The following is a 26129-nucleotide window of genomic DNA, read 5'->3' as shown; positions in this document are numbered from 1 at the left end:
CTCAGCGCACCAGGTAGAGGATGGGGTAGAGGAAGACCCAGATGACGTCCACCAGGTGCCAGTAGAGGCCCACCACCTCCACGCCTGTGGCCCCGCGCGGCAGGGCCAGGCTGCGGCGGTGGACGCGCCAGGCCAAGCCGGCCAGCAGGGCCACGCCCACCGTCACGTGCACGGCGTGCAGTGCCGTCGCGACCAGATAGAGGTCCATGAACAGGTGGGCCGCCGGGCTGTCGAATGCCTCGGCCGGGGTGAAGGCCGGCAGCAGCTGTTCACGGATTTCCATCCCGTACTCCATAACCTTCAGGGCCAGGAAGCCGAGCCCCAGGCCGGCGGCGGCCAGCAGGCCCGCCACGGTGCCCTTGACCTTGCCCATGTCCGCCGCCGCCACGGCCAGGGCCACCGCCAGGCTGGAGGTCAGCAGCACCACGGTGTTGGCCGCCCCGATGCCGTAGTGCAGGCGACGTGACGCGGCCGCCACCTCCTGCGGGTGCAGCAGGCGCAGGGCCAGCGCCACGGCGAACAGCCCGCCGAACAGCATGATCTCACTGGCGAGGAACAAATACATGCCCATCAGCGTGGTGTCGCGCTGTCGGCTGGGGGCGGCGTCAGCCATGGGCGGTCTCCCGCTTGGCGTCCGGTTCCACCGGGTACTGGTAGGGCGGTCCATCCACGGTGGGCAATTCATGGAAGTTGTGCTGGGGCGGGGGCGAGGGCACGGTCCATTCCAGCCCGGTGGCCCCCCAGGGATTGGGCGGCGCCTTTTCCCCATGCCGCAGGGAATAGAGCAGGTAGGTGAAGGGCAGCAGATAGGCCAGGCCCAGCACGCTGGCCCCGGCCGACGACAGGACGTGCAGCGTCTGGAACTCCGCCGGATAGACGTGGTAGCGCCGGGGCATGCCCAGATAGCCCAGGATGAACTGGGGGAAGAAGGTCAGGTTGAAGCCCAGGAAAATGAAGATGGCCGACAGGCGCCCCCACACCAGGGGCAGCCAGCGGCCCATCATCTTGGGCCACCAGTAATGCAGGGCGCCGAAGTAGGCGGACACCGTGCCGCCCACCATGATGTAGTGGAAATGGGCGATGACGAAATAGGTATCGTGCACATGCACGTCCACCGCCAGCATGGCCAGGATCAGGCCCGTCATGCCGCCCACCACGAACAGTCCGATGAAGCTCATGGCGAACAGGAAGGGCGGGTCCAGGGCGATGTGGCCCTTATACAGGGTGGCCGTCCAGTTATAGACCTTGATGCCCGAGGGCACCGCCACCGCCAGGCTGAGGAAGCTGAAGACGGCGCTGGCGTACATGGATTGCCCCGCCACGAACATGTGGTGGCCCCAGACCAGGAAGCCGATGATGGCGATGGCGATGGAGGATCCGGCCACGAAGCGGTAGCCGAACACCGGCTTGCGCGCCGCCGTGGACACCAGCTCGCTGATCACCCCCAGGGCCGGCAGCACCATGATGTAGACCGCCGGATGGCTGTAGAACCAGAACAGGTGTTGGTACAGCAGCGGGTCGCCGCCCAGCGCCGGGTTGAAGACGCCGACACCGAACAGCCGCTCCGCCGCGATCAGCACCAGGGTGATGGACAGGACCGGTGTCGCCAGCACCAGGATCAGCGAGGTGGCGTAGATCGACCACACGAACAGCGGCAGCCGGCCCCAGGTCATGCCCGGGCAGCGCAACCGGTGCACCGTTACGATGAAGTTGAGGCCCGTGAGGATGGAGGAGAACCCCACCACGAAGATCGCGGTGGCGGCCAGGATGACGTTGCCGTTGGCGAACATGGAGGATAGCGGGGTGTAGAAGGTCCAGCCCGTGTCCACCCCACCCAGCACCAGCACCGCCAGGGTGAACAGCCCGCCCAGCATGTAGATGTACCAGCTGAGCAGGTTCAGGCGCGGAAACGCCAGGTCCCGTGCCCCGATCATCAGCGGCACCAGGAAATTGCCGAAGGTGTTGGGAATGGACGGGATCAGGAAGAACCACACCATGATGACGCCATGCAGGGTGAAGGCGCGGTTGTAGCCTTCGTTGCTCATCAGGTCGGCTTCGGGCGTCAGCAGATCGATGCGGATCAGCGCCGCCGCCGCCCCACCCACGAAGAAGAAAAAGGTGATGGACAGGAAATAGAGGATGGCGATGCGCTTGTGGTCCGTGGTCAACAACCAGGACTTCAGGCTGTGGCCATGCTCCAGGTAGCTGACCTCGGTCATGGCGATCCCCCGTCGTCGTGATCCTTCGTGGGTGGTGGCGCGTTCGCCAGGGATTTGATGTAGGCCACCAGCTTCAGCACATCTTCCTCCCCCAGCACGTTCTGGAAGGTGGGCATGATGGCGGGATAGCCCGCCGCCACCTGGGCCTGCGGCAGCAGGATGCTGTCGCGCAGGTATTGGTCGTCCGCCGTCACCACGCTGCCATCGGCCAGGGGCACCGGCCGGCCATACAGCCCTTCCAGCGGCGGGGCGTGCACCGTGCTGGCCGCACCATGGCAGCCGCTGCAGCCCCGGGTGCGGAACAGAACGGCCCCTTGCGCTGCCAGCGAACCGTCGGTGCCCATGCCCTCCAGCCAGCGGGCATAGTCGGCCGGCGTCTGCACCACCAGCCGGCCGCCCATGACGGCGTGGTCGGCGCCGCAAAACTGGGCGCAGACCAAGGCGTAGCTGCCGGGCGTGTCGGCGGTGAACCACAGGCGGGTATACCGGCCCGGCACCACGTCCTGCTTCAGGCGCAATGCGGGCACGAACAGGCTGTGGATGACATCCTGAGAGGCGAGAGTGACGACCACCGGCCGGCCGGCCGGCACATGCAACTCGTTGATTTCCGCCTGGCCGCCCGGGTGCTGGAACTTCCACATCCACTGCTTGCCCACGGCGTTGATGGCCAGCGCCTCGGCCGGCGGCTGGTAGAGATCGATGTACAGGCGGGTGGACCAGACATAGAAGGCCAGGGTGGCCAGGAAGGGGATGGCGGCCCACGACACCTCCAGCCAGACGCTGCGGTTCGCGGCATGGGTGCGGTCGGCCGGCTTGCCCCGCCGGTACTTCACCGCGAACCAGGGGATCAGGATGAACACCGGCGCCGACAGCAACACGGCCAGGGCCGCCAACCCCAGGAACAGCGTGTCCACCTGATGCGCGTGGTGCGAGGCCTGGCCGCCCCAGAAGGTCAGCAGCCGGTTCATGACTTCACCAGGCGGCGGTCGCGCCACAGGGACCAGGCGATCCAGCCGCCGCCGCCCAGCGCCACCAGGGCGCCCAGGATGCGCAGCAGGGTCCAGATCAGGGGCCCATTACGCCCGGTCATGGGATCGTAGTGGAAGCACAGCAGCAGGATGCGCTGGCCCCAGTCGCCAGCCCGGCCCTGTGCCGCCTCGTCCAGGGCCTGTTGCAGCGCGTCGGGTGCGGGCGACAGGCCATAGAGCCAATGGTTCAGCGTCCCGTCTGGACGCAGGACGGCCACTGCCGCCACATGGGCGTACTGCCCGATGCGGTCATCCCAGGCGTAGCGGTAGCCCAGGGCGCCGGTCACCGCCCGGATTTGCTCCCCTGTGCCGGTCAGGGCGTGGATGCCGTCGGCGGGCACGGCGGGGAAGGCGCGGCGCAGATCGGCCAAGTCGGCGCTGGCCTCGGCCGGCCCCTCGCGCGGGTCGATACCGAAGGCCACCAGTGTGAAATCGCGGCCAGGGCGCAGTCGCTGCGCCAGGATGGCCTGGGCCAGGCCCGCCAAGGTGACGCCGCAGATGTTGGGGCAGCGATGCAGGACCGGAACCAGGACCAGCGGCTTGCCGTCCGCCAGCCCGCCCAGGCTGACCGCCCGGCCGTCGGCCTCACGGAAGGTGCCATCCAGGGGGATGCGGTTGCCCAGCAGCGGGTCGATGCCCGCCGCCTGGAAGGGGTCGAAAGCCGCCAGCCAGAACGCGGCGGCGATCAGGGCGAGGGCGCGCCTCATTCCGGCGCCTCCGTGTCCTTGTCGTCCGGATCCGGCCAACCCTTCCTGGCCAGCAGATCCATGGCCCGGTCAATGGGGATGATGGCGCGTCCGGCGTCGCGGTCGGCCCAGCCATAGTGGGTGAGGTCGGCCTTCGCTCGCGCCCGAACTTGGTCGCCGCCAAGGTACGGCACCTCATCCAGGGGGACGCCCGCAACGGGCGGCGGGGCTGTGACTGGCGTCGGCCCCCGGCCATGGCCCAGCAGATGGATCAGCCCGGCCACGACGCCCAGCGCCACGGCGACGGAGGCCACCAGGCCCGCCGCCGACCACAGCACGACGCGGGGGGACATATCGCGCGGCTCGGGAGCCTGGGTTTCCGGCGTCCGGTTCATGCCCGCACCTCCCGCCAGCGCAGGCCGACCCAGCTGAGCAGGCCCATTCCCAGCAACGCCAGAACGCCAGCGACCCCTGCGGGGCCCTGGTCGCGGGGCAGGTCGGGCAGCACCAGCCAGGCCGTTTCCAGCACCTTGCCCAACAGCACGAAGGGCGCCATGCGGGCCAGGGCCAGGCGGCTGCGGCGGATGGGCGGGAAGAACAACAGGAACAGGGGCAGGAGGCCCAGCATGGCCACGGCGTACTCGACCACGGCCCAGGCGCCCTCACCACGCCGCTGGTACCAGCGCACACCCGGCGCCAGGTCGGTGGACCAGTTGATGAAATAGTGCATGAAGGCGAGGTAGGCCCACAGCATCAGGGCCGTCAGCCATACCCCCGCCAGCACCCCCGCTGGCGCCGTCTTGTCCGCCATCACCCGCAGGGGGATCAGCACGGCCAGTGCCGTCACCATCTGGATGGACAGGATGTAGAGCCCGAAGCCGGAGGAATGGAAGTCCGGATCCAGCGACATCAGCCAGTCGGTGGCCACCAAATCCTGGAAGGGAACCAGCAGGATGAGGGTGAGGATGGCCATCGGCACCGCCGGCCGCCGCCGCACCAGCCCCCAGGCCAGCAGGCCGGCCAGGGCGAAAAACAGCACGCCGCGCAGCCGGAACGGCCATGACGACAGGTACCAGCCGCGAAAGCCCGCCATGACCTCATCCGCCCAGGGGTACAGCACACGCGGCGCGATCAGCAGGGGCAGCAGGGCCAGCGCCGCCAAGGCCAGCAGGGGCAGGGCGGCTTCCGCCCCCGGCGCCAAGCCCTGGCGCCATACGCCGGGGATGAGGCGCGTCATGGCCAGGAGGATCAGCGCCGCGATGGGCAGGCCGCTCCAGAAGGCGAAGGCCGCCAGCCATCCGCCGAGCGCCACGGCGGGCTCCACCGCCGCATAGGCCAGCACGGCGCCGCATAGGAGCAGGCCGCAGACGGCCGGGAAGTAGCGGCGGGCGGTCAAGGCGGCCCCCCATCCAGCTTGGCCCTGTCCGTGGCATCCAGCGCGTCCGCCGGCGCGTCGCGGTGGAGTTGCAGGGCACGGATGTAGGCGGCGATGGCCCACCGGTCGGCCGGGGCCACCCGGTCGGCGTAGCTGTACATGACGCCGTGGCCGCTGGTGATGACCTCTACGAAATAGCGGGACGGCGCCTGTACCAGGCGCGGCTCATGCAGGCTGGGCGGGGCCGGAAAGCCCCGGGCCGGCACGGCGCCGTGGCCGGTGCCGGCGACGTCATGGCAGGGGCTGCAATAGATGTCATAGCGCTGGCGCCCGCGTGCCAGCAGCGCAGCACTCATGGCCGGGCGCCGGTCCAAGGCGGCGGCGCGGGCGGGGTCGTCCTGCGCCACCGCGCCGGCCGGCGGCGCCTGCATCGCCTTGCCATCGGGGAACAGCCGGCCCGGCCCCGCCGCCTGGTAACGGGGCTGGTGGGTCATCTCATCACAGCCGACCAGCAGGATGATCAGGACCGCGCACAAGGCCAGCAGCAGCAGGTATCTCATTCCGGCCCCTCCGTCTGCGGCACGCCCACCACCCGCACGGGCGCCAGATCGCCGAGGAACCGGGCCGCCTCGTCAAAGCGGGCGTCTTCGCCCAGGATCACCAGGAAGAACTTGTCGGAACTGGCCAGGTGGAAATCCGGCACCCCGAACACCGGGTGGTGCAGGCGGGGCAGGCGGTTCAGCACCAGCATGCCCAGGATGGCGCTGAGCACGGCGCCCAGCACCGTCAGCTCGAAGGTGATCAGCAGGGTGGCGGGAAGGGCCACCAGCGGCCGGCCGCCCACGGGAATGGGATAGTCCAGGTTGCTCCACACCTGCAGGCCGAAACCGGTGGCGGCACCCATAACGCCGCCGGCCAGAGTCAGCCAGGGGACGCGGTTGTCCTGGATGCCCAAGGCCTCCGTCAGGTCGGCCACCGGGAAGGGGGTGTAGGCGTCCAGCCGACGGAAGCCCGCGTTCCTGGCCCGTTTCACGGCATCCACCAGGTGTTCGGCGTCGTCGAATTCCGCCATCACGCCGAAGGGCGGCAGGGGGGCCTTACGCTCCGGCATGGCCGCCCCCCTTCTCTTCACTTTCCTCGAACAGCGCTTCCTTCACCTCGAAGGCGGAGATGACGGGCAGGAAGCGGACGAACAGCAGGAAGGGCACCAGGAACACGCCCAGCATGCCGGCGAACAGCGCCACCTCCCAGAAGCTGGGGGTGTAGGGCCGCCAGCTGGACGGGACCCAGCTGTGATGCAGGCTGGTGGCCAGCAGCATGAAGCGTTCGCACCACATGCCCACCATGGCGGAAAAGCCGATGAGGAACAGGGCCAGCGGGTGGCGCCGCACACCCCGCCACCACAACAGCTGCAGCGGAACGAAGTTGGCGATGACGGCGCCCCAATAGCTCCAGGCGAATGGCCCGGTCAGCCGGTCGGCCAGCAGGGACAGCTCCGGCCTTTCCCCGCCATAGAGGGCGTCGAACACCTCCGCCGCGTAGCCGTAGGCGGTCATCAGCCCGGTGGCCAACAGCAGGCGGCCCAGCATGTCCAGGTGCAGGGGGCGCACCAGATCCTGCAGCCCCAGGGCGCCGCGCAGCACCACCGCGATCATCGAGACGACGGCGAAACCGGAGAAGGCGGCCCCCAGCACGAAATAGGGCGGGAAGACCGTGGAACTCCATCCCGGCACCGGTCCGGCGGCCAGCAACAGCGAGATTTCCGAATGCACGGAAACCACCAGCGGCACGGCGATCGCGGCCGTCAGGCGATAGGCCTGGCCCCAGCGCGCCCAGTGCCGGGCGGACCCGCGCCAGCCCAGGGCGCCCAGCCCGTACAGCACCTGGGCCAGGCGGCTGCGAGCCCTGTCCCGCGTGGCCGCCAGATCCGGCACGATGCCGATGTACCAGAACAGGGCGGAGACGGTCAGGTAGGTCAGGACGGCGAAGAAGTCCCAGGTCAGCGGGCTTTTGAACTGCGGCCACAGCGTCATGCTGTTGGGATAGGGGGCCACCCAGTAGAACAGCCAGGGCCGGCCCAGATGCATCAGCGGGTAGAGGCCGGCGCAGACCACCGCGAACAGGGTCATCGCCTCCGCGAAACGGTTGAGCGAATTGCGCCAGTGGACGTTCAGCAACAACAGCATGGCCGAGATCAGGGTGCCGGCATGGCCAATGCCTAAGAACCAGATGTAGTTGATGATGTCGAAGCCCCAGTTGACGGGGATATTGAGGCCCCACACGCCCACGCCGTTCCACAGCAGGACGCCCAGCGCCGTGAAGAAAAGGGCCAGCAGGCCGCAGGCGGGCAGGAAGCACAGCCACCAGGCGCGCGGCCGGGGATAGTGCAGGGGGATGCCCGTCACCTCCGCCGTCACGTGGGCGTAGGCGGCGGCCCGCTGGGTGTCCGTCATGTCCGTCATGCGGGGCCCCCATCTTTGTCGATGGGGGCGGGCTCGATGCGGGCGAGGTAGGTGGTGCGCGGCCGCGTCCCGGCCTCGGGCACCAGGCTGTAATTGCGGGGACTGGCCTTTTGGCGGCTGACGGCGGAGTTGGGGTCGGTGATATCCCCGAAGGTGATGGCCTGGGTGGGGCAGGCCTGCTGGCAGGCGGGCACGATGGCGCCGTCGGGGATGGCCCCCCCTTTCAGCTTGGCCTGGATGCGCGCGGCGCTGATGCGCTGGACGCAGTAGGTGCACTTTTCCATGACGCCGCGCTGGCGCACGGTCACGTCCGGATTGCGCTGGGCCTTCACGGATTCTGGCGCGTCTGCGGTATAATCGTACCAGTTGAAGCGGCGCACCTTGTAGGGGCAGTAGGACGAGCAGGTGCGGGTGCCGATGCAGCGGTTGTAGATCTGCAGGTTCAGGCCGTCGTGGCTGTGCACCGCCGCGTTGACGGGGCAGCCCATCTCGCACGGCGCCTGTTCGCAATGCATGCAGGGCACAGGCTGGAAATAGGTGGCAGGCGCCGCCGGGTCGCCCGCGTGGTAGCTGTCGACGCGCAGCCAATGCATTTCCCGCCCCATGGCCACCAACTCCGCCCCCACCATGGGCACGTTGTTCTCCGCCACGCAGGCGACGACGCAGGCGTTGCAGCCGATGCACAGGTCCAGGTCGATGGCCATGCCCCAGGACGGACGCTCGCGCGGCGCGTCGGGGTAGAAGCTGGGCGTGGGCTCCTCATGCGGCACCGCGGGGTGGTACGCCGGTACCGTGCGCACGAAGTCGCCGCCCTCCATGGCGTGGTGGCGCTGGGTGCTGGCGACGTCCCGCCGGCGGCCCGTGGCCTCCAGAGACACCGGGCCCCGCACCAGGGGATAGGCGTCGTGGCCCAGGCCATCCGCCGTCTGGCCGGGCAGGCGCCGGCCATAGCCCAGCGTCAGGGTGATGGTCAGCGCCTGTTGCCCGGGCAGGACCCAGACGGGACCCGTGATGCTGGCGTCGCCCGCCGTCACCCGCACCTCATCGCCATTCCTCAGGCCGCGCTCGGCTGCCAGCTGGGGGCTGATGTGCACGACGTTGCCCCAGGTGACCTTGGTCAGCGGCTTGGGCGTTTCCTGTAGCCAGGCGTTGTTGGCGGATGCACCGTCCCCCAGGGTGGGATCCGGCCGGACCAGCAGGGTCAGGCCGCTGGAGGTTACGGCCTTGGCGGGTGTGGGAAGGTCGGCCGGAAGGGCGGCGGGCGGGGGCGTCACCCAAGCGGGGGCGCTGTCGGGAATGAAACCGCGCACCAGCGCGTCGGTCCAGCGCCGCTCAAAGTCATTGCCCCAGGTGGGACGCCAGGTGGCCTGCACCACCTCCCGATCCGTGGCGCCGCCGCCCATCAGGCCGTCCAGCAGGGCGTGGCGCCCGCGCACGTCGTAAAACGGGCGCACCAGGGGCTGGATCAGGCTGACGGTGCCGTCCACCGCGCGCGCGTCGCCCCAGCTTTCCAGATCATGGGCCAGGGGCGCATGCCAGTGGCAGGCCGTGGCGGTTTCGTCCACCAGCGTTCCGGCATGCAGGCTGAAGGGCACCCGGGCCAGGGCGTCGCGGAAGGTGGCGGCCTCGCGGGCGGCATAGGCCGGGTTCGCGTCCAGGACCAGCAGGGCGCGCACCCGGCCTTCGGCCATGTCCCGCAACAGGTCATGCCATGGCGCGGCTGTGGCCACCAGCGGCCCGGTGAAACGCAGGCAGCCGCCCAGCGCACCCAGCCGGGCGTTCAAGCCCAAGGCCTGGGCCTGCAGCGCCGGGTCTTGCCAGGGTCCAACGGTGACCAGCGAGCGGCCGGGATGCACCCGCAGCGCCGCCCTGGCCTCATCCGCCCAGCGGGCTTCCTGCGGGCTCAAATCCGCCGTCTCACCGCCCAGGGCCTGCAGCAGGGCCGGCAGCCGCTGTACCCCGGCCGCCAGCCGCAGGTCAGCACGGGCGCCGGTCAGGGTGGGGGTCGGTTCCGCCACGAACAGCCGGCAGGCACCCTGGCCGGTCTGGCTCGCCAGGCGACGCCGCGCCCAGCGCCGGGCCAGCGTGGCCTGGGCGGGCCCCGGCCCCAGCGGGTTGTCGTCCAGGCACACCATCACGTCCGCCTGATCCAGCAAAGGGTGTGCCTGCAAGGGCTGGCCGAAAGCCAGGCGCGCCGCCTCCAACCGCGAGGCGTCACCCATCGGGTCCAGCACATGCCAGCGCGCCTGGGGCCAGCGTTGGGCCAGAGCCGTGATCTGGCGGACCAGCGTGGGGGAGGTGGTGGGGCCGATCAGCAGGCGCAGGCCCTCACCCTGGCTGGCGTCCGCCGCCCGCGCCATCCCGTTCAGCGCGGTATCCAATGCGGCCCAGGTCGTGGGCTGGTTGCTGTGGCGGGGACCCTGCGAGCGGTCGGGATCGTAAAGATCCAGCAGGGCCGCCTGGGTGAACAGGTCGGTGCCGCCGCCGGTGGCGGGGTGGCTGGCGTTGCCCTCCAGCTTCACCGGCCGCCCGCTGTGGGTCTTGCCCAGAACTGGCTGGGCATAACCGCCCAGGCGCACGGCGGTAGCGTAGTGGCGTGCGACGCCCGGCACGTCGCCCTCCGGTGCCGTGACATAGGGCAGGGCCGTCTCATCCGGCCGGCCGTCGCAGCCCGTCAGGCCGGCCAGCGCCAGGCTGGCGGCCACGGCCTTAAGCGCGGCGCGGCGGCTCAACCCGCCAGGTGCCAGCGACGGCAACAGGGCCGGGAACTCAGCCGCCAGCAGGTCACGGAAGGCGGCGGTATCGGCCAGATCCTCCAGGCTGCGCCAGAGGCCGGTGCCGGTACGGCCGCTGAGGGCCTGGATGACGGTGTCGCGTGCCGTGCGGTCCATGGGCGTCACCGGTGGCACAGGGTGCAGTCGGTCATGCGCTCGGGCCTGATCCCGAACAGCGCCGCCTGGTGGGGGCCGTAGTCGGCGTGGCCCTCGCGATCCCAGGCGCGCCAGTCCATGCGCGTCACCTGGTCGGGCGGGCGCAGGTGCGGTCCGGGGTCGCGGTGGCAGTCCAGGCACCAGCGCATCTGGAAGGGCTGGGCGCGCATCATCAGGGGCATCTGGTCCACCCGCCCGTGGCAGGTGACGCAGGGCACCCCGCGCGCCACATGGATGCTGTGGTTGAAATAGACGTAGTCCGGCAGGCGGGCCACCCGCTGCCAACGGATAGGCGTGCCGGTGGCGAGGCTGTCGCGCACCGGCGCCAGGGCCGGCGCGCTGGTCCACAGCTGGGAATGGCAGGTCATGCAGGTGTGGGTGGCGGGAAACCCCGCGTGCGGCCCCGTTTCCACCGTCGTGTGGCAATAGCGGCAGTCGATGCCGACATCGCCCACATGGTGCTTGTGGCTGAAGGGAACCGGCTGGTCCCGAACCCAGCCCACGGCGGTGATATAGCTGGATCCGATGGCCCCATCCCACAGCAGGCCCGTGACCAATATGCCCAGCGCCGCCAGCAGCACGCCGGCGCGCAACCAGGTATCGGCGGATGCCGTGAAAATCTGGGGCATGGGGCAGGGGTCCCCTTATTCGGATGTTGGGCTTCGGAACGTGAACGGAACCGAGCCGCCCCCTGAACCGGCGCCCGGCCGGTTTGGTTCCCGGCCTGCGGCGTCCTGTCGCGCCTGAGGGAGGGCGAGGCTTTGGCGCGGCAGGAACAAGCGCCGGCCTGCGGCGTTCATCCACCTGTAACAATCGTGATGCCGCCAAAGAACGCCATGGACCTGACGCACAAGGTGAAGGCGGGGCTGGATGAACTCCGCATGCTGACCCTGGGCTGCCAGGTCCTGGTGGGCTTCCAGTTCCAGGCCGTCTTTCAGGAGCTGTTCGCCGATCTGCCGGACCACGCCAAGGCGGCCAACATCGCCGGCCTGCTGCTGATGATCCTGGCGGTGGGCCTGTTGATGGCGCCGGGCATCCATCACGCCCTTTACGGCGATCACCAGGCGACACGGGGCGTCGCGCACATGACCAGCCGCATGGCGGACTGGGCCCTGCCGCCCTTTGCCCTGTCCCTGGGCTTGGACGTGTTGATTGGTGCCGAGCAAGTCTATGGCACGGCGGCGGGGGTGGCTGGGGGCCTGGCGTTCGCGGCCCTGGCGCTGGGCGCCTGGCTGGGCTGGGGGATGCTGGCGCGGGCGCGTCATGGCCGGAAGGAGCGGGAAATGGCTGATCTGCGCGGGGATGAGACCGCCGACGTGGCGCAGAAGATCACCTTCATGATGACGGAGGCACGAACCATCCTGCCGGGCGCCCAGGCCATGCTGGGCTTTCAGCTGGCCGTGGTCCTGACCAAGGCCTTCGCCAGCCTGTCGCCCCCGGAAAAGGCCCTGCACGCGGCCGCCCTGGGTTGCGTCGCCCTGTCCATCATCCTGCTGATGGCGCCGGCCGCCTATCACCGCCTGGTTTACGCCGGTGAGGCCAGCCCCCGTTTCCTGACGGTGGCCAGCCGCCTGGTCACGGCCGCGACCCTGCCCCTGGGCGCGGGCATGGCGGCCGACGCCGCCGTCACCATCGGCTTCATCCTGGGCTCAGCCATGGCCGGCGCCGTGGCCGGCGGCTCTGTCCTGCTGGTCCTGGCGTTGCTGTGGTACGCGAATCCCTGGCGCCTGCTTCGCCGCCGGCTGGTGACCTGAGGCCGGAACCGGCCGTCACCGTCGCCGGTTGTGCGGGTTTCCCCGCTGTGATGGATGCCATGCCGGATCCCACCCAACCCCGCGAAGGTACCCCCAGCCCCAGGCTGGAGGAGGCGGAGTTCCGCCGCCGCTTCCTGGCGCCCTTCCAGGATCCGGCATTCGATGCCCTGGGCGGGGAACTGGACCGCATCGCCGCCGCGGCCTGGGACGCCTACAGCCACCAGCGCAAAAGCCCGCGCACCCGCAAGGCCGGCCCCGGCTTCCATGATCCCGGTTACGAGCTGGCGATCGACTGGATCGCGGCCCATGAGGCCATCGCGGCGGCCCAGGCTCAGCACGACGATGCCACCGGGCCCAACCGGTTCCTGCTGATCAGCGGCTCATCGCGCAGCGAGCACACCTGTCCAGGTGAAATGTCCAAGTCGCACCGCCTGGTGGATTTGGCGCGGTCGGTGCTGGAGGCGGCCCCGGACATGGTGGTGGAGGTGCTGGAGCTGCATCGCCTGGCCGCGGAGTACGGCCGCCATATCCATCCGTGCAAGGCGTGCTTCTCCACCGCCGCCCCGCTCTGCCACTGGCCCTGTTCCTGTTACCCCAACTATTCCCTCGGGCAGGCGCAGGATTGGATGAACGAGATTTACCCCATGTGGGTGCGGGCCCATGGCGTGATGATCGTGACACCGGTCAATTGGTATCAGGTGTCCTCACCGGTGAAGCTCATGATGGATCGCCTGGTTTGCGCCGACGGTGGCAATCCCGACCCCACCCTGACCCAGGGGAAGGACGCCCAGCGGGCCAAGGCGGTTGAGCTGGCGGGCTGGGACTATCCCCGCCACCTGGCCGGGCGCCTATATTCCGTCATCGTCCATGGCGACGTGGAGGGGGCGGAAAATGTGAGGCGCAGCCTGTCGGACTGGCTGCGCTTCATGCGGATGGTGCCGGCAGGGCCCCAGGCGGAGCTGGACCGCTACATCGGTTATTGGAAGCCCTACGCCACCAACCACCAGGAGCTGGACGCGGACGAGGCGGTGCAGGAAGAGGTGCGCAACGCCGCCCGCACCCTGGGCCAGGCTGTGAGGGCCACGCGCCAGGGGCGCCAGGTGGCCGCCGGCGACGATCTACGCCCGCCGCGCCAAAAGCCGGCGCCGTTGGTGCTTAACCGTTTGTTCAAGGATTTGTCCTAATTCTCACGGTAGGGATTAACCACTACGGCTAGCCATTGCGGGATGGCGGCCGTGGTGCGGGGCGCGGTTTCGTCGGGTGCGGGACCGGACGCCCCTGGGACCGTGAGGGGAGACGTCCGATGACCATACGCAAATTGATCGCATCCTGCCTGGGCGGCGTTGCCGTCCTGATGCTGGTGCTGGGCGCCGTGGTGGCGGTGGAGCAATGGCGGGTGGCGGCTGCGGCGGCGGATGCCCAAGGCCTGGCCCGCGTCATGGCGGCGCTGACCCGCATGACGGAGAACCTGGCGGTGGAGCGTGGCCCCACGCTGGTGGCGCTGGGCAGCGCCGATCCGGCGACGTTGGCGCCGATGAAGGAGCAGCGCGCCAAGTCTGATGCCGTGCGCAAGGCCCTGGCTGACCTGCTGGCCACCGAGGATTTCGATACCAAGGACAGCCTGAAGGCGGTCATGTCCACGCTGGACGGCCGGCTGGCCACCCAGCGCGGCATCGTCGATGCCCTGGTGGCCAAACCGGTGGCGGATCGCCCGGCGGGCGAGATCGACACCTATGTCAAGGGCATGTTCGCCATCATGGCGGACCTTGGCGCCGAATTGAACGCCACCAGCCGGTCGCTGCTGCAGCGCGCGCCGGAGGCGGGGCACTATGCCAACATCGCCGTGATGGCCTGGTCCTACCGCGACTATGCCGGTCGCCAGTCCTCCATGCTGTTGCAGGCCCTGAACAGTGGCAAACCCATGAGCCCGCAGGCCACGCGCGACGTTCAGATCATGCAGGGGCATTTGGACGACCTGGAAGGGCGGCTGGACGGCCAACTGGCCCTGGCCGGCACGCCCGACAGCCTGGTGAAGGCGGCGGAGGCGGCGCGCCAGGGGTATAAGGGCATCTTCGGCGCCATGCGCGCCAAGGTGCTGGAGGCCAGCGCCGCCGGCACACCCTATCCCGTCGACGTCACGGAATACCGCAAGACCAGCGTGCCCCAACTGGCCGGGATCCTGGGCATTCGCGACGCCGCCATCGCCGAGGCGACCCGCCTGGCCGATGAGCAGCATGCCAGCGCCAGCCGGGCCCTGCTGCTGGTCACCCTGCTGCTGCTGGCCGCCGGCGGCGTGCTGGGCGGCATCGTCTGGCTGGTCGGCCGCCGGGTCACCGGCCCGCTGTCGGTGTTGACGCAGGTGGTGATGAAGATCGCCGGCGGCGACCACGACTTGGCCGTCCCCTTGACGGAACGCCGCGATGAGATCGGGGAGATGGCGGGCGCCATCTCGACCTTGCGGGTTAATGCCAAGGAGGCCGACATCCTGGCCGATCGCCAGCGGGAGGAGGAAGCCGCCAAGGAACAGCGCCGCCTGCGCCTGGAGGCGGCGACCCGGGAATTCGCCACCTCCATCGACCAGGTGGTGGCGGGTTTCTCCGGGGCCGAACGCTCACTGCGCGGGGCGGCGGATAGCCTGACCCTCTCGGCGGGCGATACCATCAGCCTGTCCAACACCGTGGCCGGCGCCGCGGAGGAGACCTCCGCCAACGTTCAGACGGTGGCGGCGGCGGCCGAGGAACTGAACCAGTCCATCAGCGAGATCGCCCGCCAGATGGTGGGCGCCACCACCACCTCCGAGGCGGCGGTGCGCGAAGCCTCAACCACCAAGCAGTCCATCGACGGCCTGGTCGGTGCGGCCCAGCGCATCGGCGACGTGGTGAAGCTGATCACCGACATCGCCAGCCAGACCAACCTGCTGGCCTTGAACGCCACCATCGAAGCGGCGCGCGCCGGTGAAGCCGGCAAGGGCTTCGCCGTCGTGGCCAGCGAGGTCAAGGCCCTGGCCAACCAGACGGCCAAGGCGACGGAGGAGATCCAGGCCCAGGTGGGCGCCATTCAGGAGGAGACGGCGCGCGCCGCCGCCGCCATCGATGGCATCACCAACACCATCGCCAGCATGAGCCAGATCACCACCGGCGTCGCCTCGGCGGTGGAGCAACAAGGCGCCGCCACGCGGGAGATTGCCCGGAACGTTCAGCAGGCCAGTGTCGGCACGCAAGAGGTGTCGTCCAACATCACCGGCGTGCGCACCGCCGCCGATGAGACGGGCAGCGCCGCGCGCAGCGTGCTCAGCTCCTCCGACGTGCTGGGCCGCGAGGCCGACACCCTGCGCTCGGTGGTCAGCGGCTTCGTCGCCACCATCAAGGCGGCGTGACGGCGGCACGGGGCTGGGAAGGGGAGCCGTCGCCGGACGTGGCGGCCCCCTTCGCGGTCCGCGCCATGAGCAGGGCCGCCGCCAAGCTGAAGCCATAACCCCAGAGCAGCCAAGCGCCAGCCAGGCGGCTGACGGTATCGTTGGGCCCGTAAACCCGGGGGAACCAGTTCAGGACCAGGCCGTCGGCGACCATGACCACGGCGCCCACCAGACCCACGCCCGCCATCAGCTGTTCCGGTGCCAATCCCGCCAGCCGCCGGATGAGGTACACGGCCGTCCACGCGACCGAGACGGTACTGGCGAAGTTCAGCGGATTCCAGAAGGGATCGGTCAGAAGCTGGGGCAGGCCGCGCAGGTAGGCCAGCGCCAACAGCCAGAACATACCCCCCAGCAGGACCAGAATTGCGACCTGTCGTCCCGTCAACATCACATCACCCCCTTGCGTCGCTTGCATCCGGTTCAGCATACGCGCGAGCGGGCCGGTCAGCTCACGCCCATTTCAATGGACAGGCGGATCAGGTCGGCGGTGCGGGCCACGCCCAGCTTGGCCTTGATGGCGGTGCAGGTGTTGGCGATGGTCTTGTAGCCCACGCCCAGTTCGCTGGCGATTTCCGCCAGGGCCCGGCCTTCGCCCAGCAGGCGCAGGATTTCCAGGTCGCGTTCCGTTAGGCGCTGCGCCGGATGGCTGGCCGGCATGCCGTGGACCGCCAGTTCCTGCGCGATCTCGTTTTCGACATAGCGACCGCCCTCGGCCAGGCGGCGGATGGCGGCCAGCAATTCCTCCGGGTCGGCGTTCTTGCTCATGTAACCCTTGGCGCCCGCCGCCAGCGCGCGCGAGGCGTACAGCGCCTCGGCATGCATGCTGAACACCAGGACGCAGGCCGTGGGATCTTCGATCAGCAGGCGTTGCAGCAACTCCAGCCCGCCCACGCCCGGAAGGTTCAGGTCCAGCAGCACGATGTCCGGCCGGTCTTCGCGATAGCGGGCCAGGGCGTCGCGGCCCGTGGCGGCCTCGGCGATGGCGACGCCGGGCAGGGGGGCCAGCAAGCGCCGCAGGCCGGAGCGCACAATGGCATGGTCATCGACAAGCAATAGCTTCATGGGGCCGTCATTCCTGATGCCGTCATCCTGATCACGCCGCTTCCGGGGTCGCCACGGCCGATATGCCGGCGGCCGAAGGCAGCACGGCGTGGACACGCACGCCGCCTTCCGGCCGGTTGGCCACCGTCAGGCTGCCGCCCAGGGCCGCCACCCGTTCCGCCATGCCGCGCAGGCCATAGCCTGTGCTGGGTGGCGCGTCCGCCGGCAGTCCGTCGCCGTCATCCGCGATGTCGATGGTGATGCCGCCGGCCAAGGACGTCACGCCAACGCTGACGGACCTGGGCCGGCCGTGGCGGATGGCATTGCTCAGGCTTTCCTGCACCACCCGGTAGATCGCGGTGTCCCCGGCCTCACCCAGGTGCGCGACAGGCGTCACGGTGACGGCGATGGCCACGTCTGGCCGGCGCGCGCGCCAGAAGGCCGCCAGGTTCTCCAGGGCGGCCCTCAGGCCCAGGTCGCTGAGGCCCGGTGGGCGCAGGCGGGCCAGGATGGCCTTCACCTCCTGCTGCACATGGGTCACCGCCTCGCGGGCGGAGCGGGCCTGGTCGCGCATCGCGGCGTCACCCGCCCGTTCCGCCGCCGCCATCAAGGCGGTGACGTCAACATTGATGGCGAAGAGATAGGGGCCGACCTCGTCATGCAGGTCGCGGGCGAGATCCGCACGCTCCTCTTCCTGGATGGTCTGCAGTTGTTCGTGCAGGCGGCGGTTGCGCGCCTCCGCCGCCGCCAGGCGCTCGATCATGCGGTTGAAGCCGACGGCCAGGCGGCGCAGTTCCGGCGGGCCCGCCTCCGCCACCGGCCGCGCCGTCTCCATGCCGGTTTCCGCTACCTGGGCGAAGGCCTTGGACAGCCGGTCGATGGAGCGCAGGGCCCGGCCCAGCGTCCAATAGACCATAGGCAGGGCCAGCGCGCTGAACAGCAGCATCATGACCGCGTCGTCGCCCAGTTCGCCCCACACCTCCGACACCTCGCCTGAGGGATCGGTTTCCAGGCGCAGCCACAGGCCCTGTCCGGAAAAGCCGGGCAGGGGCACCTCGGCGCTCAGTTGCGGCACGTCCAGCGATCGCACGAACCAGGCGGGGGCCGGATGGTCGGGCACGGCCAGGCGGGAACTGGCGACCACCCCACCGCCCGGCTGGCGCAGGCTGACTTTCAGGTGGCGGTCGCCATTGAAGGCACCGACCAGCCGGGTCAGCAGGACTGTAATGTCCTCGTCACTGCGGTCCTGCGGCGCCGGTCGGCCGGCCAGGTGGGCCAGCGCGCTGCCGACCGTGTGCTGTCCCACGGACAGGGCCGCCTCCATCTCCGTGCGCACGGACCGCTCCGCCCGCAGCCAGGCGGCGGCCCCGCCGGTGGCCAGGCTGACCAGCAGCAACAGGGCGATGCTCAGGACCAGGCGGATGCGTAGCGACATGAGGTTGGTTCCCCAGTGGCCGGTAAATGTGTGGCCGCCCACCTTCGGACGGCGCCTCCCACCCCTATCTAACAGGCGCTTGGGGGCCAGGTGCAACAACGGCCGTGATATCGGGAATTTTTCCCGGGAAAATCGGGAAGGGGGCCTATGGCCGGTCCTGGGCCCCGGGGCTAGCCTAAGGTCAGCTCCATCCTACCGGTGCGCCCCGATAATGAAAAACATTCCGGCCGGCTTGTTGGCTCTGCTCTGCACCACCTGTTCCACCCTGGCCTGTTCCACCCTGGCCCTGGCGGCCGAGCCCGACCCGGCCCCCGATGGCGCGCCGCCGACCTTGAGCGACATCATCGTCATTGGTGTGACCCCTCTGCCGGGCGCCAACGTACCGCTGGACAAGGTGCCGGCCGCCGCCAGCACCCTGTCAGCGGATGACTTGGCCCGCCTGCATTCCGTGTCCATCCTGGACGGCATGGCCCAGCGGATGCCGGGGCTGGCGCTGTCGGACACCCAGGGTAACGCCCTGTTCCAGGATGTCCGCTACCACGGCTTCACCGTTTCCCCCCTGCAGGGCACGCCCCAGGGCATCGCCGTCTATCAGAATGGCGTGCGCCTGAACGAGGCCTTCGGCGACACGGTGAACTGGGACCTGGCGCCGGAGGTGGCGATCGACCGCCTGACCTTGGCCACCAACAACCCGGCCTATGGGCTGAACGCCCTGGGCGGGGCGGTGACCCTGGAGATGAAGAACGGCTTCACCTTCCAGGGCGCGAACGCCGAGCTGCTGGGCGGCAGCAACGGCCGGATCCAGGGCTCGGCCGAGTTCGGCTGGCAGTCCGGTGGTTTCAGCCTGTATCTGGCGGCAGAGGCGGAGAAGGATGATGGCTGGCGCAAGCAGTCGGCGTCCGACGTCGAGCGCTTTTACGGCGACGCCGGCTGGCGCAGCGAAACGGCGGAGGTGCACCTGATCGCCGCCGCCGCGCGGTCCAGCCTGGGCGTCGTGGGGCCCACGCCGCTGGAAATGATCCAGGCGGACGAGACCGCCGTCTACACCTGGCCGCAGACCACCAAGAACGACAGCGGCATGCTGGCCCTGAACGGCAGGATCGACATCGCCCCGGGCTGGGCCCTGCAGGGCAATGTCTACGGCCGCCATTTCGGGCAGAAGCATGTGGACGGCAACGACAGCGATTTCGAAGGCTGCAGCGCGCGCTCCTCCTACGGCGGCAAGCTCTGCCTGGAGGATGACGCCTTCGGCACGCCGGCGGGCGGCAAGACAACCGCGTTCCGCAACCAATTCGTCATCACCGACCTGGCCGGCCACACTTTCGCTTTCGACCGCGACGCGACCTACGGCACCCTGGATCGCAGCGCCACCGACACCACCGCCGTGGGCGGGTCGCTGCAACTGACCAGCGACCGGCCGCTGATGGGCCTGGGCAACCGCTTCGCCGCCGGCGGCAGCATCGATCACAGCGACATCCGCTTCACCGCCACCAGCACGCTGGGCATCATCAACCCCGACCTCTCGGTGACGACCCAAGGCGGCGACGCCAGCGATATCCCGGGGGCCGGCCTGATCATCCGCACCCTGGGCAACCTGGGCTATGCCCCCGTCTGGCTGTCCGGCACCACCGACTATTACGGCGCCTATGTCACCGACACGCTGGACCTGACGCCGGCCCTGTCGCTCACCGCCGGCCTGCGCCTGAACGTGGCCGACATCGGCACCCGCGACCGGGGCGGGGCGGCGCCCGAACTGAACGGCGACAACCGCTACACCCACTGGAACCCGCAGGCCGGGCTGACCTATCAGCTGGGCGGTGGGGTCAGCGTCTATGGCGGCTATTCCCAGTCCAACCGCGCCCCCACGCCGCTGGAGCTGGACTGCGCCGATCCGTTGCGCCCCTGCCTGCTGGAGAACTCCCTGGTGGCGGATCCACCGCTGCGCCAGGTGGTGGCCAACACCTACGAGGCCGGCGTCCGCGGGACCCAGGGCATCCTCTCCGGCCGGCTGGACTGGACCGTGGGCCTGTTCCGCACCGATAGCGATAACGACATCGTGGCGCTGGCCAGCAGCATCCAGGGCCGCGGCTATTACACCAACGTGCCCGGAACCCGCCGCCAGGGCGTGGACGCCGGCCTGACCTTCGCCGCCGAGCGCTGGCAGGTCTACCTGAACTACAGCTTCGTCGACGCCACCTATCAGTTCGACGGCGTGCTGGCCTCCCCCAACAACCCGCAGGCGGATGACAACGGCACCATCACCGTGCACAGCGGCGACCGCATCCCCGGCATCCCCCGCCACCAGGTGAAGCTGGGCGGCGACGTGATGGTGACCGACGCGTGGAGCTTGGGCGGCGCCGTGCAGTACTATGGCAGCCAGTACCTGGTGGGGGATGACGCCAACCAGAATTCCCAGCTGACACCCTATTGGACCATGGACCTGCGCACCTCCTACCAGATCCTGTCCAACATCCAGCTGATCGGCGGCGTCAACAATCTGTTCGACCGCCGTTACGCCAGCTACGGCACCTATTTCGATACGGCCGGCGCCAGCGACATCTTGGGCCGCTCGTTGAGCGACGCCCGCACCCTGACCCTGGGTGCGCCGCGCACCTTCTATGGCGGTGTGAAAGTGTCGTTCTAAGACGTTGAATTCATGCAGTTCCCTGTGGGCGACGCGATAATGCCGTCAGGGAAGGGGGACCGGTTCCATCCGCTGCCGGTCCCCCTCTTTTTATCCGCCGGCCGCCAGGGTCTGGAGTTCTTCCAGCAGCGCCGGCGGCACCTCCAGCCCCTGGGTCTGTGCCCGGGCGCGGGCGGCCAAGCGGCGGTCGCCCGGCAGGCGCGCGCCATCCGCGACGATGGCCTGAACCAGTTCCCCCATGCGGCCGGCGAAGTCGGGGCCGCTGAACGCCGTGGGATCGAAGGCGATGATGAGTTGGCCCACGGCGGGGTTGGGCCCCTGGGTGTCCAGGAAGGAACTGGCCTGCCAACCGTACCGCCCACCGGCCAGCGCGCCGCAGAGGATTTCCACCATCAAGGCCAGCGCCGCCCCCTTGGCTCCGCCGATGGGAGCCAGCGCGCCCTTCAGCGCCGCTGCCGGATCGGTGGTGGGGTCGCCATCCGCGTCCACCGCCCAGTCGGCCGGAATGGGACGCCCGGCCTTCTGCGCCGCCACGATCTTGGATCGGGCGACCAGGGACAGCGCCATGTCGATGACCAGCGGCGCCCGCCCCGCCACCGGCGCGGCGAAGGCCAACGGGTTGGTGCCAAGCATCACCCGCCGCCCGCCTGCCGTCGCCATGGCGGCCGGGGTGTTGGACATGATCAACGCCACCATGCCCTGGTCCGCCAGCCGCTCCACCACCAGGCCCGCTTGGCCGATGTGGTGGGAGGCGTGGATGCCCGCGCCCGCCGTGCCCATCTGGCGCGCCAGGGCGGCCACGGCATCGACAGCCATATCCACGGCGGGATAGGCGAAGCCGCCGGCCGCGTCCACCCGCAGGCTGGCGGCGGCCGTCTGGATCAGGCGGGGCACGGCCCCGCCGTCAACTTTGCCGGCATGCACCTGGGCGGCATAGGACGGCACGCGGGCCAGGCCGTGGCCGGCCTGGCCGTCGGCCTCGGCCGCCACCAAGGCGCGGGCCACGCTGCCGGCGGCGGCAGGCAAGGTGCCGTTGGCGGTCAGCGCCTCGACAGTCAGCGTACGGGCATCGGTGAGGGAGAGAATGGGCATGGCGGCGGCACAGGTTGGGGACGGGCACGGCTGAGCGATGATCGCCCAGCTATGCCGCCATCCGGCCCATTTGTCGCCGCCTAACTGCGGGCTGCGGCTATTGCGCCGTCACCCGCCAGACCGTGTTGCCCACGTCGTCCGCGATCAGCAGGGCCCCGGTCTTGTCCACCGCCAAGCCCACCGGGCGGCCGTGAGCCTTGCCGTCCTGGTCCAGGAAGCCAGTGACCACATCCACCGGCTGACCATTGGGCTGGCCGTTGCTGAACGGTATGAAAATCACCTTGTATCCATTTGGAATCTTTCGATTCCAACTGCCATGCTCGCCCACGAAGGCGCCACCCTGGTAGCTGCTGGGCAGGGTGTTTCCGGTGTAGAAGACCATGCCCAGGGGGGCGACGTGGGTGCTGAGGGCATAGTCCGGAACGATGGCGCGGGCGACTAGATCGGGGCGCTGCGGCTTCACCCGCGGGTCAATGTTCTGGCCGTAATAGCTGTAGGGCCACCCGTAGAAGCCGCCATCCTTCACTGAGGTCATGTAGTCCGGCACCAAATTGGGCCCCAACTCGTCGCGCTCGTTCACCACCGCCCATAGGGTGCCGGTCTGCGGTTCCCAACTCAGGCCGTTGGGATTGCGCAGGCCATCGGCGTAGATGCGCCAGCGGCCGGTGGCGCGGTCTACCTCCCAGACGGCAGCGCGGTTCTTTTCCGCTTCGATGCCGTTCTCGGTGATGTTGCTGTTGGATCCAACGCCGACATAGAGCCGCGTGCCATCCTGGCTGGCAACCAGGCTCTTGGTCCAATGATGGTCGATGGGGCCGCCGGGCAGGGGCGTCAGGGTGGTGCCCTCCGCCGTGATCTGGGTGTCGCCCTCGGTATAGGGGTAGCGGATGATGGCGTCGGTGTCGGCCACGTACAGGTCGTTGCCCACCAGGGCCACGCCGAAGGGGGAATTGAGGTGGTCCAGGAAAATGCTCTGGGATTCCGGCACGCCGTCGCCATCCGCGTCGCGCAACAGGGTGATGCGGTTGCTGTCCTTGGTTTCACCGCCGGACGTGGCCAGTGATTCCACCCAATGCATGATCAGGTCCTTGGGGCGCTTTATAGGCTCACCCTTGGGCGCCACGGATTCGACCACCAGCACATCGCCATTGGGCAGCACGGTGAGGGACCGGGGATGGTGCAGTCCGGTGGCCATGGCCTGGATTTTCAACCCTTGGGCCACGGCCGGCTTTTCCCCATCCTTCCAGCCGACCACCTTGGCCACCTTCATGGGCGGCAGCAGGTATTGCTGCTGCTTGGGCAGGGTGGGGTTGGCGCCGATCTGAGCGTTGGGGTCCGTGCCCTTGCTGCCGTCGTCGCACGCGCTCAGGGCAAAGGCGGCCACACCGGCCAGGGCCAGCAGGCGAAGGACATGCCGCTTCATGGCCGCACCTCCACCACCCGGCGGCGGTAGACCAGCACCGACCAGCCGATCCAGTTGCTGGTCAGCACGACGATCAGCACCAGGGCCGACAGGATGAGGCCCTGCGGCACGACGGAGGTCCAGGCGTCGCGGCTGTGCACGAAACAATTCAGGATGGCCAGGCCCAGCGCCACCAGGTTGCCCAGCACGTGCGGCCAGATGGGCGCCTGGGTGACGACATAACGGCGCTGCCCCAGGTCCACCAAGCCGGCGATCAGCGCCAGGCACCCCAGCACCACGCCGGCGAACAGCAACCAGGCGGAAAAGTCCGCCCACATCATTTCCGCCGTGCCCCAGTAGGCGAGATCGGTGAAGAAGGCGCCGACAAAGCAGACGCTGGGGAAGGGGACCAGCATGGGATAAAGGGGGTGGCGCACAACCTCGGTGGTCGTGCTTTCCACGGTGGTCAGATGCACCGGTGTCCCCTGGACCGTCGATCGCGTGATGTCACTGGGCATGGCCATTCCTCTCCATAATCTTCCCCGCGCCTTCAACCCCTTAGGCGTCGGCGTGGTTCCGGAGGGCGCGTGGCTCCCGCTTTTGGGTACGCGTAAAAAGAGTATGTCTTCCGGATTGGCGACAGTTCGCAGACCGCCATTTTGCGCAGAAACGCTCAGATTTTGGCTATTCATCCGCTATTAATACGTGTATATCTGGGGTGACAAAGCCCGTGGCTCGAGATATGAATCGCGCATCGATTTCACCCAGGGGTTGTGAAATGCGCATCATCCCATCATCGCGGGCCGCCCGTCGTCTGATCGGCACGGCGGCCCTGGCCATCGCCACGGCATTCGCCGTCCCGTCCCTGTCCAATGCCGAGGTAAACGCGGAGGCGGCCAAGTCTCCGGGCGGCATCCGCCTCAGTTGGCAGGACTTCGCCAAGGATCCGGCCAAGGTCGCCAGCCTGCGCAAGGCCGTGGCCGTCATGAAATCCCGCAACAGCGCCGACCACACCAGCGCCGTGTACCGCACCAGCTGGGAGTATTGGGCCAACATCCATGGCTATTTCGGCCCGGATTCGCCTTTCGGCACGGTGGCCGAGAACACGCAGGGCCTGCCGCAGCAGTACCTGGTTTATTTCAAGGGCATCCAGGACACGACCCCGCCGGACCAGGTGGCCAAGGACGTGTGGGCGAATTGCCAGCACGGCACGCCCTGGTTCTTCGCCTGGCATCGCCTGTACCTGCTGTATTTTGAGAAGCAGTTGCAGGCGGCCTCGGGCGATCCGACCTTGCGCCTGCCGTATTGGGACTACAGCAACCCGGCCCAACTGGCCATGCCGGCGGCCTTCATCGACAAGACCTACGTCGACGGCTCGGGCAAGACCCAGCCGAACCCGCTGTACGAGGCCCGTCGCGCGCCCGGCTGGCTGACGGGCAAGGCCACGCTGAACGGCAGCTCCACCAACATCAATTCCGCGCTGAAGCTGAAGCAGTTCACCGCCTACCAGAACTATATCGAGGGCAGGGTGCACGGCTATGTCCACTGCACCGTGGGCGTGACCTGCCCGGTGGTGGACATGGGCTCGGTGCCCTATTCCTCCAATGATCCGGTGTTCTGGTCGCACCACGCCAACATCGACCGGATGTGGAGTTGCTGGAGCAACATCGGCGGTCACCAGAACCCGGACACCGACGCCTTCCTGAACCAGCCCTATTCCTTCGTCGACACCAACGGCAAGGAATTCACCGTCACGGTCCGCGATCTGTTCAACGGCACCATCGTCGACTACAAATATGAGCAGGAAACGAACTGTGCCCGCGGCGCCGGCGAGACGCTGGTGGCCAGTGCCGGTTCGACGGTCGCGCTTGCCGCCGCGGCGGTGAAGGCCGCCGACCAGCCGCCCAACCCGTTGCCGCCCAATGGGGCCCCCAATGGGCCAGCCACCGAAAGCCTGCTTGCGGAGCCCCAGCCATTGAATGCGCCCTCCCAGCCGCTGGCACTGACCCAGGCCAAGACCAAGGTGAAGATCACCATGCCCCAGGGCGGTGAGAAGGCGCGGTTGCAGGCGTTCGCGCTGGCTCCGCAAAACGCGGCGGCCACCGAGACCCATCTGATCCTGGAGGGCATCAGCTACAAGGCGCACCCCGGCACCATGTTCGACGTGTTCCTGGAGAACAGCAAGGATCCCAAGAAGCGGGTGCAGGTGGGCACCATCAGCTTCTTCAGCCTGTCGGGTGCTGCGGCCGCCAAACATGCCGAACACCAAGCGCCCAAGACCGACGACTTCGACGTCACCGACGCCCTGCGCGAGGTCGCCGGCGGCAAGGCCAGCCTGTCCGACGTCACCGTCAGCTTCGAAGCCACCACCGGCCGCGAGGGCACGGGCGAGAAGCCGACGATGAACGCCGATGCTGGCCTGACGATCCAGAAGATCAGCCTGATGGTTCAGCCGGCGCAGTGATCCTGGATCGCATAAGCTGAAGTGCCTGGAAGGGACCGCCGGAAACGGGGTCCCTTCCAATGGCATATGTTATTTTCCATAAGATTGCTTATCGGTTTTTGGTATGTAGGCGGGTGGACTCAAAAACGAAGTGCGACTTTCCAACGTTCTCAGTGAGTTGGACAGGAGGTCGCAGATGGGGT

General features: G+C 68.8%; 22 protein-coding genes. 5 read left to right on the top strand and 17 right to left on the bottom strand.

The features are described from left to right. Position 1 precedes the first annotated feature (1 nt). Genes FBZ88_RS23380 through FBZ88_RS23330 form a run of 11 tightly spaced genes read right to left on the bottom strand, consistent with a single transcriptional unit; the run spans position 2 to position 11329 of the window. Positions 2-613, bottom strand: coding sequence for a cytochrome c oxidase subunit 3 (locus FBZ88_RS23380; RefSeq protein WP_145619506.1), 612 nt, complete (start codon positions 611-613; stop codon positions 2-4). Then, positions 606-2219, bottom strand: a complete 1614-nt coding sequence (ctaD, locus tag FBZ88_RS23375; RefSeq protein ID WP_145619505.1) for a cytochrome c oxidase subunit I — start codon at positions 2217-2219, stop codon at positions 606-608. The genes FBZ88_RS23380 and ctaD overlap by 8 nt, the downstream gene beginning before the upstream one ends. After that, positions 2216-3187, bottom strand: coding sequence for a cytochrome c oxidase subunit II (gene coxB / locus FBZ88_RS23370; RefSeq protein ID WP_145619504.1), 972 nt, complete (start codon positions 3185-3187; stop codon positions 2216-2218). Before coxB ends, ctaD begins: the two co-directional genes overlap by 4 nt. Continuing rightward, positions 3184-3954: an SCO family protein gene (locus FBZ88_RS23365; protein ID WP_145619503.1), complete on the bottom strand. Its 771-nt coding sequence runs from the start codon at positions 3952-3954 to the stop codon at positions 3184-3186. Before FBZ88_RS23365 ends, coxB begins: the two co-directional genes overlap by 4 nt. Continuing rightward, the gene (locus FBZ88_RS23360) at positions 3951-4328 is read right to left on the bottom strand and encodes a hypothetical protein (RefSeq protein ID WP_145619502.1); all 378 of its coding nucleotides are present in this window, start codon (positions 4326-4328) and stop codon (positions 3951-3953) included. The genes FBZ88_RS23365 and FBZ88_RS23360 overlap by 4 nt, the downstream gene beginning before the upstream one ends. After that, positions 4325-5329: a hypothetical protein gene (locus FBZ88_RS23355; RefSeq protein ID WP_145619501.1), complete on the bottom strand. Its 1005-nt coding sequence runs from the start codon at positions 5327-5329 to the stop codon at positions 4325-4327. Before FBZ88_RS23355 ends, FBZ88_RS23360 begins: the two co-directional genes overlap by 4 nt. Next, positions 5326-5868 (bottom strand): c-type cytochrome, encoded by a 543-nt coding sequence (locus tag FBZ88_RS23350; RefSeq protein ID WP_145619500.1) that lies wholly within the window; start codon positions 5866-5868, stop codon positions 5326-5328. Before FBZ88_RS23350 ends, FBZ88_RS23355 begins: the two co-directional genes overlap by 4 nt. After that, positions 5865-6419 carry a DUF3341 domain-containing protein gene (locus tag FBZ88_RS23345; RefSeq protein WP_145619499.1) on the bottom strand — a complete coding sequence of 185 codons (555 nt, stop codon included), beginning with the start codon at positions 6417-6419 and terminating at the stop codon, positions 5865-5867. Before FBZ88_RS23345 ends, FBZ88_RS23350 begins: the two co-directional genes overlap by 4 nt. Beyond that, a complete protein-coding gene (gene nrfD / locus FBZ88_RS23340; protein WP_145619498.1) occupies positions 6406-7770 on the bottom strand; it encodes an NrfD/PsrC family molybdoenzyme membrane anchor subunit in 1365 nt (454 codons plus the stop codon). The genes FBZ88_RS23345 and nrfD overlap by 14 nt, the downstream gene beginning before the upstream one ends. Then, the gene (locus tag FBZ88_RS23335; protein WP_145619497.1) at positions 7767-10661 is read right to left on the bottom strand and encodes a TAT-variant-translocated molybdopterin oxidoreductase; all 2895 of its coding nucleotides are present in this window, start codon (positions 10659-10661) and stop codon (positions 7767-7769) included. The genes nrfD and FBZ88_RS23335 overlap by 4 nt, the downstream gene beginning before the upstream one ends. 5 nt (positions 10662-10666) lie before the next feature. After that, entirely contained in the window at positions 10667-11329 is a 663-nt protein-coding gene (locus FBZ88_RS23330; RefSeq protein WP_145619496.1) for a cytochrome c3 family protein, read from the bottom strand. A gap of 207 nt (positions 11330-11536) precedes the next feature. Here FBZ88_RS23330 and FBZ88_RS23325 point away from each other — a divergent pair, with 207 nt between their 5' ends. The 3 genes from FBZ88_RS23325 to FBZ88_RS23315 all read left to right on the top strand — a co-directional run bounded on the left by FBZ88_RS23325 (position 11537) and on the right by FBZ88_RS23315 (position 15830). Then, the gene (locus tag FBZ88_RS23325) at positions 11537-12454 is read left to right on the top strand and encodes a DUF6328 family protein (RefSeq protein ID WP_145619495.1); all 918 of its coding nucleotides are present in this window, start codon (positions 11537-11539) and stop codon (positions 12452-12454) included. A gap of 59 nt (positions 12455-12513) precedes the next feature. Next, positions 12514-13638 (top strand): flavodoxin family protein, encoded by a 1125-nt coding sequence (locus tag FBZ88_RS23320; protein WP_186464572.1) that lies wholly within the window; start codon positions 12514-12516, stop codon positions 13636-13638. Positions 13639-13757: 119 nt separating this feature from the next. Beyond that, positions 13758-15830: a methyl-accepting chemotaxis protein gene (locus tag FBZ88_RS23315; RefSeq protein ID WP_145619493.1), complete on the top strand. Its 2073-nt coding sequence runs from the start codon at positions 13758-13760 to the stop codon at positions 15828-15830. Here the strand turns inward: FBZ88_RS23315 and FBZ88_RS23310 are convergent. The 3 genes from FBZ88_RS23310 to FBZ88_RS23300 are packed head-to-tail and all read right to left on the bottom strand — an operon-like array spanning position 15817 to position 18345. Next, a complete protein-coding gene (locus FBZ88_RS23310) occupies positions 15817-16257 on the bottom strand; it encodes a hypothetical protein (RefSeq protein WP_145619492.1) in 441 nt (146 codons plus the stop codon). The genes FBZ88_RS23315 and FBZ88_RS23310 overlap by 14 nt on opposite strands. A 56-nt stretch (positions 16258-16313) precedes the next feature. Continuing rightward, a complete protein-coding gene (locus tag FBZ88_RS23305; protein ID WP_145619491.1) occupies positions 16314-16931 on the bottom strand; it encodes a response regulator in 618 nt (205 codons plus the stop codon). 31 nt (positions 16932-16962) lie between these two features. Next, positions 16963-18345, bottom strand: a complete 1383-nt coding sequence (locus tag FBZ88_RS23300) for a histidine kinase (protein ID WP_145619490.1) — start codon at positions 18343-18345, stop codon at positions 16963-16965. Positions 18346-18556: 211 nt separating this feature from the next. On the opposite strand from FBZ88_RS23300, the gene FBZ88_RS23295 reads away from it, so the two are divergent. Next, complete coding sequence (locus FBZ88_RS23295) at positions 18557-20989, top strand: TonB-dependent receptor (protein ID WP_145619489.1); 2433 nt, start codon at positions 18557-18559, stop codon at positions 20987-20989. A 90-nt stretch (positions 20990-21079) separates the two neighbouring features. On the opposite strand, the gene FBZ88_RS23290 is transcribed toward FBZ88_RS23295, so the two are convergent. The 3 genes from FBZ88_RS23290 to FBZ88_RS23280 all read right to left on the bottom strand — a co-directional run bounded on the left by FBZ88_RS23290 (position 21080) and on the right by FBZ88_RS23280 (position 24001). After that, positions 21080-22081: an Ldh family oxidoreductase gene (locus FBZ88_RS23290; protein ID WP_145619488.1), complete on the bottom strand. Its 1002-nt coding sequence runs from the start codon at positions 22079-22081 to the stop codon at positions 21080-21082. 97 nt (positions 22082-22178) lie between these two features. Further along, entirely contained in the window at positions 22179-23504 is a 1326-nt protein-coding gene (locus FBZ88_RS23285) for a PQQ-dependent sugar dehydrogenase (protein ID WP_145619487.1), read from the bottom strand. After that, positions 23501-24001: a DUF2231 domain-containing protein gene (locus FBZ88_RS23280; protein WP_211102781.1), complete on the bottom strand. Its 501-nt coding sequence runs from the start codon at positions 23999-24001 to the stop codon at positions 23501-23503. Before FBZ88_RS23280 ends, FBZ88_RS23285 begins: the two co-directional genes overlap by 4 nt. Positions 24002-24261: 260 nt before the next feature. Between FBZ88_RS23280 and FBZ88_RS23275 the strand changes: the two genes are divergently transcribed. After that, positions 24262-25947: a tyrosinase family protein gene (locus FBZ88_RS23275; protein ID WP_186464571.1), complete on the top strand. Its 1686-nt coding sequence runs from the start codon at positions 24262-24264 to the stop codon at positions 25945-25947. The last annotated feature ends 182 nt before the right edge of the window (positions 25948-26129 follow it).

Origin of the sequence: Nitrospirillum bahiense (assembly GCF_007828025.1) — a bacterium.
Taxonomy (GTDB): domain Bacteria; phylum Pseudomonadota; class Alphaproteobacteria; order Azospirillales; family Azospirillaceae; genus Nitrospirillum; species Nitrospirillum amazonense.
Note: the sequence above shows the minus strand (reverse complement) of the source record. Positions and strands in the feature narration are given on the sequence as shown.

Excerpts from the sequence above, each read along its gene's own strand:
- FBZ88_RS23380 (WP_145619506.1), bottom strand. The coding sequence starts at position 613 with ATGGCTGACGCCGCCCCCAGCCGACAGCGCGACACCACGCTGATGGGC.
- ctaD (WP_145619505.1), bottom strand. The coding sequence starts at position 2,219 with ATGACCGAGGTCAGCTACCTGGAGCATGGCCACAGCCTGAAGTCCTGG.
- coxB (WP_145619504.1), bottom strand. The coding sequence starts at position 3,187 with ATGAACCGGCTGCTGACCTTCTGGGGCGGCCAGGCCTCGCACCACGCG.
- FBZ88_RS23365 (WP_145619503.1), bottom strand. The coding sequence starts at position 3,954 with ATGAGGCGCGCCCTCGCCCTGATCGCCGCCGCGTTCTGGCTGGCGGCT.
- FBZ88_RS23360 (WP_145619502.1), bottom strand. The coding sequence starts at position 4,328 with ATGAACCGGACGCCGGAAACCCAGGCTCCCGAGCCGCGCGATATGTCC.
- FBZ88_RS23350 (WP_145619500.1), bottom strand. The coding sequence starts at position 5,868 with ATGAGATACCTGCTGCTGCTGGCCTTGTGCGCGGTCCTGATCATCCTG.
- FBZ88_RS23345 (WP_145619499.1), bottom strand. The coding sequence starts at position 6,419 with ATGCCGGAGCGTAAGGCCCCCCTGCCGCCCTTCGGCGTGATGGCGGAA.
- nrfD (WP_145619498.1), bottom strand. The coding sequence starts at position 7,770 with ATGACGGACATGACGGACACCCAGCGGGCCGCCGCCTACGCCCACGTG.
- FBZ88_RS23335 (WP_145619497.1), bottom strand. The coding sequence starts at position 10,661 with ATGGACCGCACGGCACGCGACACCGTCATCCAGGCCCTCAGCGGCCGT.
- FBZ88_RS23330 (WP_145619496.1), bottom strand. The coding sequence starts at position 11,329 with ATGCCCCAGATTTTCACGGCATCCGCCGATACCTGGTTGCGCGCCGGC.
- FBZ88_RS23325 (WP_145619495.1), top strand. The coding sequence starts at position 11,537 with ATGGACCTGACGCACAAGGTGAAGGCGGGGCTGGATGAACTCCGCATG.
- FBZ88_RS23320 (WP_186464572.1), top strand. The coding sequence starts at position 12,514 with ATGCCGGATCCCACCCAACCCCGCGAAGGTACCCCCAGCCCCAGGCTG.
- FBZ88_RS23315 (WP_145619493.1), top strand. The coding sequence starts at position 13,758 with ATGACCATACGCAAATTGATCGCATCCTGCCTGGGCGGCGTTGCCGTC.
- FBZ88_RS23310 (WP_145619492.1), bottom strand. The coding sequence starts at position 16,257 with ATGTTGACGGGACGACAGGTCGCAATTCTGGTCCTGCTGGGGGGTATG.
- FBZ88_RS23305 (WP_145619491.1), bottom strand. The coding sequence starts at position 16,931 with ATGAAGCTATTGCTTGTCGATGACCATGCCATTGTGCGCTCCGGCCTG.
- FBZ88_RS23300 (WP_145619490.1), bottom strand. The coding sequence starts at position 18,345 with ATGTCGCTACGCATCCGCCTGGTCCTGAGCATCGCCCTGTTGCTGCTG.
- FBZ88_RS23295 (WP_145619489.1), top strand. The coding sequence starts at position 18,557 with ATGAAAAACATTCCGGCCGGCTTGTTGGCTCTGCTCTGCACCACCTGT.
- FBZ88_RS23290 (WP_145619488.1), bottom strand. The coding sequence starts at position 22,081 with ATGCCCATTCTCTCCCTCACCGATGCCCGTACGCTGACTGTCGAGGCG.
- FBZ88_RS23285 (WP_145619487.1), bottom strand. The coding sequence starts at position 23,504 with ATGAAGCGGCATGTCCTTCGCCTGCTGGCCCTGGCCGGTGTGGCCGCC.
- FBZ88_RS23280 (WP_211102781.1), bottom strand. The coding sequence starts at position 24,001 with ATGCCCAGTGACATCACGCGATCGACGGTCCAGGGGACACCGGTGCAT.
- FBZ88_RS23275 (WP_186464571.1), top strand. The coding sequence starts at position 24,262 with ATGCGCATCATCCCATCATCGCGGGCCGCCCGTCGTCTGATCGGCACG.